Here is a 12067-nt window from a genome sequence, read left to right as displayed (position 1 = left end):
GTGTTATGTTAAAAGTTGTCGAGATGTTTTATTCCATTCAAGGTGAGGGAACGCAAGTGGGGGTTCCTTCTATTTTTATTCGTCTTTATGGGTGCAATTTGAGCTGTTCCTTTTGTGATGAGGAGCTTCATAAGGGTGCGTATGAGGAGCTTTCATTTGATGCGGTGTTAGAGCGCATTAAGGCGTATCCTTCGATGAATGTGATTATCACAGGGGGTGAGCCTAGCATTTATGATCTCAATGGTTTTATTGACTTTTTACAAGCGCATATGTACGCGGTATCGGTGGAAACCAATGGTTATAATTTTTCAAATATCGCCAGTGCCAACTGGATAACGTATAGCCCTAAAGATTGGAATCACATTGCAAAACATGGATATGATGAGGTGAAGTTTATCGTCTCTAAAGATTCAGATGTTTCTAAATTGCTTGATTTTAAAAGTTACAAGCCTCTGTTTATTCAGCCACAAAACAATGCGCACACGCCCAATCAAGAAAATTTAGCCTTTTGCATTGCGTTTGTTAAAGCCAACCCTCGTTTTATTTTGAGTGTGCAACTGCACAAGTTTTTAGGAGTAGAGTAATGAGTAAGGCATTGGTTGTTTTTAGCGGTGGACAAGATAGCACGACCTGTCTGGGATGGGCGAAGAATCGTTTTGAGTATGTGGAGAGCATTACGTTTGATTATGGGCAAAAACATAAAGTAGAAATTGCTCAAGCACAAAAGATTGCTTCGCTTTTACATGTAAAAAACACGCTGTTAAGTTTAGATGCGTTTTCACAGCTTAATGATTCTGCCTTGATTGATAGCACACAAGATATTGGTGCACACCACAGAGTACACACCAATCTTCCAGCTTCTTTCGTGCCCAATCGCAATGCCATTTTTTTTACCCTCGCTCATGCGTTTGCACAAAAGCAGGGGATTGAGCATATTATTATTGGGGTGAATCAGACTGATTACTCAGGTTATCCTGATTGTAGGGAACCGTTTGTGAAAGCCTTAGAACTTGCGCTAAATTTAGGAAGTGAAGCGAACATTACGTTTCATTATCCGCTTATGCACTTAACCAAAGCGGAAACATTTTTACTTTCAAAAGAAGAGGGCGTTTTGGATTTGGTGCTTAATGAGTCGCATACGTGTTATAATGGTGAACATAGTGAGAAACACACGTGGGGATATGGATGTGGCGAGTGCCCCGCATGCGTGTTGCGTAAACAAGGCTGGGAAGCTTACGAAAAGGGCATCTGACTCTCTTACATGTAAAGAAAGGAAGAGCCTTTGGTGCATCCATAAAGGAGTTCTCTTATGAGTGTCAAGTCCTCTTTTTTTATTTTGGCAATGATGACCTTTTTGGTCGCTATTGGCATACAATCTTTCTTATGGGTTCAAGAGCGTGAACATGTCAAAGTGATGGCAGAAGGGTATGCGAAAGAGCTGAGCGAAGGGTTTAAGCAGATTCTAGCGCTCAAGTCTGAACCGATGAAAAAACAGTCTTTAGATTATGCCGTTTGGAATGATTTGGCGTCATTTGCTGAGGAGCCTGATGAAGAGTGGGCGAGGGATAATCTTGAAGGCAGTACGATTCAATTTACGATTGATGGGTTTTATGTCTTAAATGCATCCAAAAAGGTACTCTTTAGTGAGACGAAAAAACCCTTTTTAGATAATCTTCCTACATGGTTAAATCTCCAATTTTTAGATGCCAGTCAAGAGCATGTTTTACACTTTTTTCTCAACCATGAGCATAAAGTTCTTGAGTTTTATATTGCCCCAATTCGAAGACTCGATCAGCGCATCACCTCTTTTGATAGAGCCAAAGGGTTTGTGGTGATTGTCAAGCATTGGGATGAGGCTTTTTTAAAGGATTTAGGCTCGTATGGAATTGCTAAGGTACAGCTGAACCGTTTAGCGCCGTTGCATAATGATTATATGATTGCTGATGAGATTGTGCTACGAGATTATAGAGGCTCAATCGTTGCTACGCTCTATTTGCATATGCATAATCGTATGAGTGAGGTGTTAGATGATTATGGGATGAAAGATATGCAGCTTAATCTTGCGCATACGCTGATTCTGATGCTTGTTTTTATCGCTCTTATCGCTAAATACATTACGTTTCCTCTGCGTGATATCTCCCTCTCTTTAAAACAAAAAAGCAAGGAACCTTTACAAAAGTATGTGCTTCAAAAAAATGAGTATGGAGAGATTGCTCAAGCGTTATGTGATGCGTTTGAAACCAAAGTCGCCATAGAAGAGATGAATCTTCATTTAGAAAAGAGCATTCAAGAGGAAGTTGAAAAAAACCGTTTGAAAGACAGGATGCTCTTTCAACAGTCCAAACTAGCAGCCCTAGGTGAAATGATTAATAATATTGCTCATCAATGGAGGCAACCGCTTAATACCATTAGTGTGATTATTAACCGCATCTTTTTAGAGAGCCAAACCAGAAAATTAACTCCTTTGATTTTGGAAGAGGAGATTAAAAAATTGCGGGGGATTATTGTGCATATGTCCTCAACGATTGATGATTTTAAGGATTTTTTTAAACCCGATAAAGGCAAGATACTCTTTTATTTGCACGCATGTATTGAGGAGAGTTTGAAGATAACAGATGGTGGCATTGCGAACCATGATATCACTTTTGAGATTGAGTGTTCCCCTGATTTGGCACTCTATGGGTTTAAAAAAGAGCTCTCTCATGTCTTTTTAGTTTTGATTAATAATGCCAAAGATGCTATTTCGGAGCGTCGTATTGAAAAAGGGCACATTTGGATACGTGTGTATGAGCAAGAGCATTATGTGATTATTGAGGTATTAGATAATGGGGGTGGTGTGGATAAAGATAAACTTCCTCATCTTTTTGATCCTTTCTTTACGACTAAAGAGGGCACAAAAGGGAGTGGGACAGGTTTGTATATGGCAAAACAGATTATTGAGCAGAGTATGCAAGGTTCTATCGCTGTCAGTAACGAAGCGGGTGGCTTGATGGTGAGCATTGTTTTGCCAAAGGATGATATTGATTAACGGCGTTACATGTAAAGAAGAGAGGCTTTAAAAGCCTCTCTTCTTCTTGGTTATTTTTTGCTCTCAATGCCTAAAGCAAGAAGTTCTTGATGGGTGTAGGGAATGGGTATTTTAGTGCCTTCTTTATCGACATGTACATAGGTGAGTACCGCACTGGTGACATGCAAACAGCGGCGTTCACCAAAGTAGGAGCGCTCCGCATTAACCTCGACTTGAACGGTTAAGGAGGTTGTCCCCACACGCATAATTTTCCCATAGCAACTTATCACATCTCCCACATGAAGCGGTTCTTTAAACTCCATGGAGTGGACGGCTACGGTGACAACACGTCCCACATTTAAATCCCGTGTAGCAAGGGCACCTGCAATATCAATTTGCGACATAATCCACCCGCCAAAGATATTTCCAGCGGGATTTGTATCTTTGGGCATGGCTACCATTTTGATACGGGGTTCTCCCATTGTGTTCATGTAACGCCTTTTTTATGAAAATGCGCACATCATAGTACAGAATGGTTTGAAGGTAATTTAAATGAAAAATCAGAGCCAACGCCTAAGGTACTTTGAATCTCTAGGCTGGTGTTGTGAAGTTTGAGGATGTAATTGACCAGTGCTAAACCAAGTCCCATAGAGTTATCCCATGAGTGTGAGTTAGAACGGTAGAATTTTTTGGTTACTTTGTCGATTTCATCTTCTTTAATGCCCACGCCACTATCTTTTACATGTAAAGCATTTTCTTCTAGGCAAATCGTAATGGTATCGTCTGAATATTTAAGGGCATTGTCAATTAAGTTGGTGATAACCAGCTCCATCATCGTACGATCTGCGTTGATGAGGTAGTGCGGAGGAAGATGGCATTCTATGGTACGTGTTGGGTTTTTTTCTCGAAAACTTTGTGCAATGTCGTGGGTTATTTTGACGATATCAAAACTGCTACTTTGCGTCGTAAAATCCCCATTTTCAAATTTGGTGGTCAGGGCTAAACGATCTATCATCGTAGAAATTTTTTGACCGTTTTGAACAATCTTTCCTAAAAAGCGCTCTTTGATTTGCACACTGGCATTGGGGTCATCCAACAGGGTTTGCGCATATCCCATAATGGAGGCAATGGAATTTTTAAACTCATGGCTAATAGCGGAGATAACATCGCTTCGCTGTTGGGAAATCAGTTTGATTTTTGCGGTGTATTTGCGTTTTTGACGGGCACGTTTTTCTAGTTTTGTCGCAAGTTTTTTAAGGTAATTGGAAATTTCTAAGAACTCTAAACAAAAGTGAGAGGAGAGGGTGATTTTATAATCTTTATCGGCGATTTGTTGCAGATTTGCAATGATTTTATCAATCTCATGACGAATCTTTTTACTGAGATGATAGGCGCCATAAAGACCAAGAAGAAGGCTGAGCGTAAAGATAAGCGCTATCTTGACCCAGAGCTCGTAAAAATTGTGCATGATGGAGCCTATGTTCATTGCCAGACGTAAAAAGAGTATTTGGTTATTATATTCAAAGCGGTGTGCAACGTAGAGAAAATTACTTTTTATCGAATCAGAAAAGCGAATGGCATGTGCAAATTCGATTTTTTGAGCTTTAACTATCTCCTCACGATGGGCGTGGTTGTCCATCGTTTCACTGTCTTTATCGCTATCGACCAAAACGACACCCTCTTCGTTGATTAGGGTAAAACGAATCCCTGAATCTTCTTTAATGAGCGTAGCAAACGATTCAAGTGTGTCAGGAGTGCTGGGAAGTTGGTGTTTGATGATTTTGATATAAGCGATTAATTGACGTTGATAGGTTTCGATATTGTCTGTTTTAATGGTAAAGTAACTCACGATACTTGAGAGAAAAAGCGTGCCCAAAAAGAGTGTCAAAAGCGCACGGGTGATGTGCTGGTGAAGCATTAGCATAAGCTGTATCCTACGCCCCAGACGGATTTGATGTACTCTTTTTCTTTGCTGGGGTCTATTTTTCCTTTGAGACGGTTGATGGCAACATTGACCGTTTTATCTTGAAAAAAGTCATCACTTTTCCAGACATGTTCGAGTAGAAATTCACGGCTTAAAACAGAGCTTTTGTTTTCAATGAGGGTGCGTAAAAGGTCAAATTCGAGTTTGGTCAGTTCAACTTCTTTGGTGTTTACATGTAACGTATGCGCTTCCAAATCAAGGATTAAATCACGATAGGAGAGCGTTTTTTGCTGATAAGGTGCGGTGCGTGCTAAAATGGCTTTAATGCGAAGCAGTAGCTCTCTCATATTGTACGGTTTGGTGAGATAATCATCCCCACCTCGTAAAAATCCCTCTTCGATGTGCGCATCGCTGTCTTTAGCGGTGACAAAAATCACCGCTTGAGAGAAACCCTTTTCCCGAAGGGTTTTCACAAATTCACTGCCTTCCATCCCTGGAAGATTTCTATCGACAATTAAAAGGTCAATGGGCTCTTCTTGCAAACACTTTTCTACGTTTTTGGTGTTTAAAAAGCCTAAGGTTTCATATCCCTCTTTTTGCAAGTTATACTCTAAAAGTTCGAGTAAATCCTCTTCATCTTCGATAATTAAAATGGTCTGCTTCATTTTCCCTCAATAGTGTAAAAAATCATTGGATTTAATAGGTCTTCATCTCTCCACCCACACGGGCGAAAATCATGAGTTGAACGATATTGACACTTCTATCTGCCATGCGCTCAAGTTTTCGCATCGTACTTAAAATCTGAATAAAATCGGCACCTTGGTCAATCAGTTTGGCAATATCGCTTAAAATATTTTTTTCCAAAATGGAGTACAAATCATCGCTCTTGCTCTCTTCCACTTTTACTTTTCGATAGATATCTTCAAGCATCTCTTTATCCACAATATCGATTGTTGAGATAGAAAGGGTGACGGCTTGAATAGATGTTTTACACAAGTGCGCTGAGTATTCGTGTAGGGACGCAAAAGAGATACCGCTTTGTAAATGGAGCGCCATACGTTTACTGAAACTGCGAATATTTTCGGCGATTTTGACCAATTCGTTGGTGATTTTAAGATAAGCAACCATCTTACGCAAATCTTTGGCTTCAGGACCAAAAAGTGCGAGGGTTACCACAATTTCATTATCAATAGCATTGGCTTGGTTTTCTACATTTTTCAAAAGCGTTTTGGCTGAGTCAAAACGACTGATATCTAAACTCTCCATGCCACTGAGTGTTTTTTCACTTGCCATCGTAATCTCAGCGCCGAGGTCTAAAAGCATTTTTTTGATTTCAATGAGTCTCTCTTCATATTTTTGAAGCATCCATCTTCCTTGTAATAGTTTCTCATCATTGTAGTTCGAAATCGTTACAATATGGTAACATAAAAAGCCCCTTAGCGTTACCACATCGTAATGCTCTCCTTTTATAATCTCCCCAAAATCTTTACATGTAAAAGGAGCCAACGATGGTCGATGTTGAAAAAGCTTTGAGCGTCAAATATCCTGCCATGCTTTCGTATCCTTCCATTGTGCGTCACAGTTTTGTCTATGTGTTGAAAAAATTGCTCCATCAAGAGGAGATTAACACGTTTTTAACACATACGGAGGCGTATAGGGGCTTTGATTTTGTGGAAGCAGTATTGGAATATTTTAATTTTGGTTATACCATTTCCAACAAAGATAAAGCCAATATCCCCGCTTCTGGTCGTGTGATTATGATCGCCAATCACCCTTTGGGAGCGTTAGATGCATTGGCGCTCATTGCCTTGGTGAAAGAGATTCGAAGCGATGTTAAAATTCTTGCCAATGATATTTTGATGCAAATTGAGCCATTAAGTGAGCTTTTGATTCCGATTGATAATCTCAATGGCGTGATGGCAAAAGAGTCTATCAAAAAAGTGTATGAGGCATTGCAAAACGATGAAGCACTCATCGTTTTCCCTTCAGGTGAGGTCTCAAGAGCGCATCCTACGGGCATCAAAGACACTAAATGGAAAAAAGGGTTTTTAAAGTTTGCCCAAAAAAGCAATGCCCCTTTGTTACCTGTGTTTATTGATGCAAAAAATTCACCGCTTTTTTACACGCTTTCGATGATTAATAAACAACTCTCTACTTTTTTATTGGCCAGAGAGATGTTTAAAAAACGCTCTAAAATCATTGGTTTTAAAGTGGGAGAGATGATTCCTTTTAAGAGTTTGCAAAAAAGCGAGATGAGTGAGACAACGCTTGTTGGATTGCTGAAAAAGCATCTTTATCGCATTAGTAAAGGTAAAAAAGGTATTTTTGCGACCCAAAAGGCGATTGCCCATCCTGAAGAGCGCAAATCCATTCGTAGTGAGCTGAAAAATTCGACTCTTTTGGGGCAAACCAGTGATGGTAAAAAGATTTATCTTTACGCTTCAGAGGAGAACTCGGCACTGCTTAAAGAGATAGGTAGACTTCGGGAGGTGACTTTTCGTAAAGTGGAAGAGGGTACAGGTGAAAAACGGGATGTTGATTTTTTTGATAAACACTATAAACACATTATTTTATGGGATGAGGAAGAGCTTGAAGTGGTGGGGGCGTATCGTATTGGGGAGGCGAATTTTATCAGTGATTATTTGGGAGCTGAGGGATTTTATTCACACACGCTTTTTGAGTTCATGCCCTCGTTTGAGCCTTATTTGCACAATGCCATTGAGCTAGGGCGCTCCTTCGTTCAGCCTCGTTATTGGGGGAGCAGAGCGCTGGATTATTTGTGGCAAGGCATTGGGGCGTATTTGTTTGCCAATCCGCATATTCGTTACATGTACGGACCAGTGAGTTTAAGTGATGTCTATCCTAAGATGGCAAAGAATCTTATTATTACCTTTTATACGCTCTATTTTAGCCCTTCTTCTGCGTTAGTTAAGGCTCGAAATGGTTACTTTATGAGTCATGCGGAGATGAAAGAGGCGGAGGCATTTTTTACGGGCGATGATTATAAAGCCGATTTTTTAACGCTCAAAGAGCAACTCTCTTTAATGAACTTGTGTGTTCCAACGTTATATAAACAGTACACCGAACTGTGTGATGAGGGAGGCATATGCTTTTTAGATTTCAATATAGATAAAGCCTTTGGAAATTGTGTCGATAGCTTTATTTTGGTGGATATTAGCAAAATTAAAGAGGCGAAAAAAGCACGTTACATTAAAGGAGATTAAGCACCAGCAATGGTGCTTTTTTACGCCTCAAGCATGGTATCTAGCGCTTTGATTTTTTCTAAGGCTTGGTAGGAAGCGTTGTGCGCATTTTGGCTGAGCCCTTCACTAAAATGTAACACATTTTCCAATAAAACCGCAATACCTAAAAAAATAGTTTTGACACAGATGTTGCGTAGATAACTTATCAAAATGGGCGTTGGTAGGTTGTGTGTGGAGTAAACATAGGTTCGCTCATCGCTAAGGTCTAAAAACTCTATCTCTCCTTCTTTGAAACCACTCATGGCATCGACCACGACAATGACATCGGGGGAAAATTCACGCAAAGCGGCAAACTCATTTTCAGGGGTGTCATGTCCAAAAAAGACCTTCCACTCAGGTAATTGTTCCTCAACCAGTCGCCCTACGGCAATGGCGACGCCATCATCGCCTCTTAACTCATTTCCGACACACAAGAGTGCTTTTCTCACGCAAAATCCTTCCGTAAAACCAAATAGCCCTCGTTAAGATGAGATAGAATCTCTTTTAAGGGAGACTCTATCATTTCAGGTAAGAGCTTTTGAGCATGTTCAGGGAAAATTTCAATTTCAAAATATTTACTCAAATTTCCCAGCTTAAATTTCAGGTATTTCCCGCCTCCTGCGAGGATATTTTCATAGGCCTCATTTTCTATCTCTAAGACTTTTTCACTAAAGTCAATCGTTCCAATGCCATGCCCAATGCAGGTTGAAAAGATTTTAATCTGCTCAAGCTTCGCATCACCCGATTTAGCACCATCGAGGTGTCGTTTTCTCAGCTGATAGACTTCTATCATTTCGCACCCCAATGCACACGATGCAGACTGATTTTATCGTCCTCTTCACACGGGATATATTGGGTATAAATGTCATTGTGTAAGATACCCATACACTCCGCATAACGAGGGTCTTCTTCGTTTTGGATAGCGTTGGTTATAGAGATTTTGGTGGCTTTTGGATTTTTAATATCACCACTTTTTACTAAAGCGTCTAAGTATTTATCGTAGAGTTTTCGACCAAAAACATAACTCATCAATCGCTTCGCTTGTACCAATAAATCTCGCTCAAATAAGCTGTTTCCCATAATAGAATCTTCCACCAAAGAGGGCATTTCACCTTCTTCTTCAAAACTGACTTTTTGAAGTCTTTGCTCCATGACACCCAAAGCGGTTGTCAGCCCATAAATAATACTCGCAGGATGGGGAGGACACCCTGGGATATAAACATCCACAGGAATAATTTTATCAATGCCACTTAAGACACTGTACGCATCATAAAAAATGCCACCCGTTGCACCACAGGCTCCAAGGGCTACGACGATTTTTGGATCAGGTGTTGCTTCATAGGCACGAAGCAGTGGATAGTACATTTGACGTGTCACAGGACCTGTACAGAGCAAAATATCCGCATGGCGAGGATTGGCAACGAGTTTAAAGCCAAAGCGCTCAGGATCCCACAAAGGAGTAATGGCGGCAAAAATTTCTATCTCACACCCGTTACAACTGCCACAGTCGATGCGAAATACGCTAAAACTGCGACCAATATGTTTTAAAAGCTCCAGCTTCTCTTCTAAGCTATTTGCCAGTGCAATATCACTGGGTACTTCATAGGTTTTCATTCTATCACCATCTCTTTGCCACTGGTAAAGTTTTTGACCGTAGCTTCTTTTTTACATGTAGGGCACATACTCAAATATGCTTTTGCCTCTTCAAGCCTTTTTTCACTGACATTGGCTTTGCTTAAACACTCAAAGCTATACTTAATGAGCCTTTTCGCACTAAAGGGTTTGTGGCAAGTCGTACAGCACTGCACATCCAGTTCGCCTCGTTGAATCAGTGCGGATTTGTCAAATTTAACAGCAAGTTCAAACTCTTCACTGAGGCGAATCGCACCTGTGGGGCACACTTCATCACATCTGCCACAAAAAATACATCGTCCGCAATCAAACTCCCAGACCAATTTGCTCTTATCTTCATTAAATTGTACGGTAATGGCATTGGATGGGCAGGCAATGCCACATGCCGCACACCCAATACACAAGTCAAAGGTATAAGCAGGTTTTCCCCGAAAATTTTGGGCGACTTTGTAAGGCTCAAAAGGGTATTTGTGGGTGATTTCCCCATATTTTTTACTGATATCAAGAAGTTTCATCATCGTAGATCCTTTAGGGGACTATTGGTTTGCGTTCTGGAAAATTCTTTTAAATCTTTATGGGTTAAGATTTTACTCTTTTTGCTCTTCATATCGACTACGGTGACACGTTCCGTACACGAATAACACGGATCAAGGCTGCACACAATCAGCGCTGCATCGGCGATGGTATTGCCACGGAATTGAAAACGAAGGCTTGGCCAGTTGTTATAGGTCGCTGCGCGGCATCTCCAACGAAATACTTTTTGCGCACTGCCTTGCATAATCCAATGCACATTCTCGCCCCTTGGCGCTTCTACATAGGCTAGGGCGTAATTCTCAGGTTTGACATGAAACTTTGGATCGACAATAATCGCTGTTTGTGGCATGAGTTCAAAACATTGGCGGATGATGGAAACGGAGCTTTTAAGCTCCATATAGCGCACCATCTCTCTTGCATATACGTCACCCCCTTCAACGACCGCTACATCAAATTCAATCTGTTTAAAAAAGTCATAGGGATGGTCGTAGCGGGTATCTCGCTTAATACCACTGCCTCTAATATTGGGTCCCACAGCGGAGAAATCCCGTGCCACTTGTTTATCCAAAATGCCCACGCCCTTCCAACGTTTCATTTGGCGTTGGTCATCCATGATGGCATCCCAGACTTCATCCACTTGAGTTTCAATAATTTTGAGGATTTTAAGGCTCTCTTTAATCTCCACGCCAGTCATATCCCGTCTTAGTCCACCCATGACCACATTGCCATAGGTTTTACGTCCACCCGTAACCAGTTCTGCGAGTTTCATAGAGTATTCACGAATTCTAAAGATATGCATAAAGGCATTGTAGTTACCTGTAACTTCACAGGCAAGTCCAATGTTCAAAAGATGGCTATGTAACCTTTCAATCTCTGAACAAATCACTCGAATCGCTTGGGCACGAGCAGGAATTTCTAAATTAATCGCTTTTTCTGCCGCTTCAATACACGCAATCGAGTGTGCATACCCACAAATACCACAGACCCTCTCCGCCAAATAGCCCATTTGGTCATAGTTCATGCGGTTTTCAGCCAGTTTTTCCATACCTCGGTGTTGGTAAAAAAGACGGTAATCCGCATCAATAATCGTATCACCATCACAAAAAAGTCGAAAGTGTCCAGGCTCATCTGCTGTGATGTGCAAAGGTCCTAGAGGTACATCAATAATGCCTGAACCTTCTGGGCGTAAAAACTCATACTCAGGCTCCATATAATGATCTTTCATGTCAGGACGGTAGCGATAATCCATGGCATCTTTACGAAGCGGAAAAAGTCCCTCTGGCCAGTCATCACTCAGCGCTAAACGTCGTTTATCAGGCAAACCTTCTGCTACCAGTCCAAACATATCGTAAGCTTCTCTTTCATACCAGACACAAGCAGGTACCAAAGGTGTGACGGAAGGATACGTGAGACTCTCAGGAGAGACCAATGCTTTGATAGTCACAAAACATTTTTCATCTTGAGCGATTTCATCCCCTTCAAACATTTTGCCACCTTCCATAGAGAGGGCATAATAAAGAGCGTAATGCTTATTGATGCTTCGCTCATCATTAGGAATCATCGTGGAGAGATAGCCACCCATATCGTAATACAAAAAGCGAACGGCTTCAGGCAAGTCGTTTAACTCGACCAATGCCGTGACTTGATCATCACACTCTCTGGTGACGTCTAAAATGTTAATTTTGCTACGAAGAGCTTCTATAAATTTATCACATTTCATGGGAAATC

Annotated in this window: 13 protein-coding genes; 4 read left to right on the top strand and 9 right to left on the bottom strand. The window is 40.9% G+C overall.

Annotated elements, in window-relative coordinates:
- The first annotated feature begins 5 nt into the window (after positions 1-5).
- Genes SDEL_RS09505 through SDEL_RS09495 form a run of 3 tightly spaced genes read left to right on the top strand, consistent with a single transcriptional unit; the run spans position 6 to position 3028 of the window.
- The gene (locus SDEL_RS09505) at positions 6-584 is read left to right on the top strand and encodes a 7-carboxy-7-deazaguanine synthase QueE (protein WP_012857641.1); all 579 of its coding nucleotides are present in this window, start codon (positions 6-8) and stop codon (positions 582-584) included.
- Positions 584-1252, top strand: a complete 669-nt coding sequence (queC, locus tag SDEL_RS09500; protein WP_012857640.1) for a 7-cyano-7-deazaguanine synthase QueC — start codon at positions 584-586, stop codon at positions 1250-1252. The genes SDEL_RS09505 and queC overlap by 1 nt, the downstream gene beginning before the upstream one ends.
- A gap of 57 nt (positions 1253-1309) precedes the next feature.
- Positions 1310-3028: a sensor histidine kinase gene (locus SDEL_RS09495; protein ID WP_012857639.1), complete on the top strand. Its 1719-nt coding sequence runs from the start codon at positions 1310-1312 to the stop codon at positions 3026-3028.
- 50 nt (positions 3029-3078) lie between these two features.
- Here SDEL_RS09495 and SDEL_RS09490 read toward each other — a convergent pair whose 3' ends face one another.
- The 4 genes from SDEL_RS09490 to SDEL_RS09475 are packed head-to-tail and all read right to left on the bottom strand — an operon-like array spanning position 3079 to position 6296.
- Positions 3079-3498, bottom strand: coding sequence for an acyl-CoA thioesterase (locus tag SDEL_RS09490; RefSeq protein ID WP_012857638.1), 420 nt, complete (start codon positions 3496-3498; stop codon positions 3079-3081).
- 29 nt (positions 3499-3527) lie between these two features.
- Entirely contained in the window at positions 3528-4931 is a 1404-nt protein-coding gene (locus SDEL_RS09485; RefSeq protein WP_012857637.1) for a sensor histidine kinase, read from the bottom strand.
- Positions 4925-5596, bottom strand: coding sequence for a response regulator transcription factor (locus SDEL_RS09480; RefSeq protein WP_012857636.1), 672 nt, complete (start codon positions 5594-5596; stop codon positions 4925-4927). Before SDEL_RS09480 ends, SDEL_RS09485 begins: the two co-directional genes overlap by 7 nt.
- 31 nt (positions 5597-5627) lie before the next feature.
- Positions 5628-6296: a phosphate signaling complex PhoU family protein gene (locus tag SDEL_RS09475; RefSeq protein ID WP_012857635.1), complete on the bottom strand. Its 669-nt coding sequence runs from the start codon at positions 6294-6296 to the stop codon at positions 5628-5630.
- 143 nt (positions 6297-6439) lie between these two features.
- Here SDEL_RS09475 and olsF point away from each other — a divergent pair, with 143 nt between their 5' ends.
- Positions 6440-8155 (top strand): bifunctional ornithine lipid synthase OlsF, encoded by a 1716-nt coding sequence (olsF, locus tag SDEL_RS09470; RefSeq protein WP_012857634.1) that lies wholly within the window; start codon positions 6440-6442, stop codon positions 8153-8155.
- A 20-nt stretch (positions 8156-8175) separates the two neighbouring features.
- Here the strand turns inward: olsF and SDEL_RS09465 are convergent, their stop codons facing one another.
- Genes SDEL_RS09465 through SDEL_RS09445 form a run of 5 tightly spaced genes read right to left on the bottom strand, consistent with a single transcriptional unit; the run spans position 8176 to position 12059 of the window.
- Entirely contained in the window at positions 8176-8622 is a 447-nt protein-coding gene (locus SDEL_RS09465) for a hydrogenase 3 maturation endopeptidase HyCI (RefSeq protein ID WP_012857633.1), read from the bottom strand.
- A complete protein-coding gene (locus SDEL_RS09460) occupies positions 8619-8966 on the bottom strand; it encodes a formate hydrogenlyase maturation HycH family protein (RefSeq protein ID WP_012857632.1) in 348 nt (115 codons plus the stop codon). Before SDEL_RS09460 ends, SDEL_RS09465 begins: the two co-directional genes overlap by 4 nt.
- Entirely contained in the window at positions 8963-9787 is an 825-nt protein-coding gene (locus tag SDEL_RS09455; RefSeq protein ID WP_012857631.1) for an NADH-quinone oxidoreductase subunit B family protein, read from the bottom strand. The genes SDEL_RS09460 and SDEL_RS09455 overlap by 4 nt, the downstream gene beginning before the upstream one ends.
- Positions 9784-10323, bottom strand: a complete 540-nt coding sequence (locus SDEL_RS09450) for a formate hydrogenlyase complex iron-sulfur subunit (RefSeq protein WP_012857630.1) — start codon at positions 10321-10323, stop codon at positions 9784-9786. Before SDEL_RS09450 ends, SDEL_RS09455 begins: the two co-directional genes overlap by 4 nt.
- Positions 10320-12059, bottom strand: a complete 1740-nt coding sequence (locus tag SDEL_RS09445; protein WP_012857629.1) for a hydrogenase large subunit — start codon at positions 12057-12059, stop codon at positions 10320-10322. The genes SDEL_RS09450 and SDEL_RS09445 overlap by 4 nt, the downstream gene beginning before the upstream one ends.
- Between the last annotated feature and the right edge of the window lie 8 nt (positions 12060-12067).

Source organism: Sulfurospirillum deleyianum DSM 6946 (assembly GCF_000024885.1).
Taxonomy (GTDB): Bacteria; Campylobacterota; Campylobacteria; order Campylobacterales; family Sulfurospirillaceae; genus Sulfurospirillum; species Sulfurospirillum deleyianum.
The sequence above is the reverse complement of the archived record's forward strand: the minus strand, read 5'-3'. Positions and strand labels throughout refer to the sequence as shown.

Excerpts from the sequence above, each read along its gene's own strand:
- SDEL_RS09485 (WP_012857637.1), bottom strand. The coding sequence starts at position 4,931 with ATGCTAATGCTTCACCAGCACATCACCCGTGCGCTTTTGACACTCTTT.
- SDEL_RS09505 (WP_012857641.1), top strand. The coding sequence starts at position 6 with ATGTTAAAAGTTGTCGAGATGTTTTATTCCATTCAAGGTGAGGGAACG.
- SDEL_RS09460 (WP_012857632.1), bottom strand. The coding sequence starts at position 8,966 with ATGATAGAAGTCTATCAGCTGAGAAAACGACACCTCGATGGTGCTAAA.
- olsF (WP_012857634.1), top strand. The coding sequence starts at position 6,440 with ATGGTCGATGTTGAAAAAGCTTTGAGCGTCAAATATCCTGCCATGCTT.
- SDEL_RS09490 (WP_012857638.1), bottom strand. The coding sequence starts at position 3,498 with ATGAACACAATGGGAGAACCCCGTATCAAAATGGTAGCCATGCCCAAA.
- SDEL_RS09450 (WP_012857630.1), bottom strand. The coding sequence starts at position 10,323 with ATGATGAAACTTCTTGATATCAGTAAAAAATATGGGGAAATCACCCAC.
- SDEL_RS09495 (WP_012857639.1), top strand. The coding sequence starts at position 1,310 with ATGAGTGTCAAGTCCTCTTTTTTTATTTTGGCAATGATGACCTTTTTG.
- SDEL_RS09480 (WP_012857636.1), bottom strand. The coding sequence starts at position 5,596 with ATGAAGCAGACCATTTTAATTATCGAAGATGAAGAGGATTTACTCGAA.
- SDEL_RS09475 (WP_012857635.1), bottom strand. The coding sequence starts at position 6,296 with ATGCTTCAAAAATATGAAGAGAGACTCATTGAAATCAAAAAAATGCTT.
- SDEL_RS09455 (WP_012857631.1), bottom strand. The coding sequence starts at position 9,787 with ATGAAAACCTATGAAGTACCCAGTGATATTGCACTGGCAAATAGCTTA.
- SDEL_RS09445 (WP_012857629.1), bottom strand. The coding sequence starts at position 12,059 with ATGAAATGTGATAAATTTATAGAAGCTCTTCGTAGCAAAATTAACATT.
- queC (WP_012857640.1), top strand. The coding sequence starts at position 584 with ATGAGTAAGGCATTGGTTGTTTTTAGCGGTGGACAAGATAGCACGACC.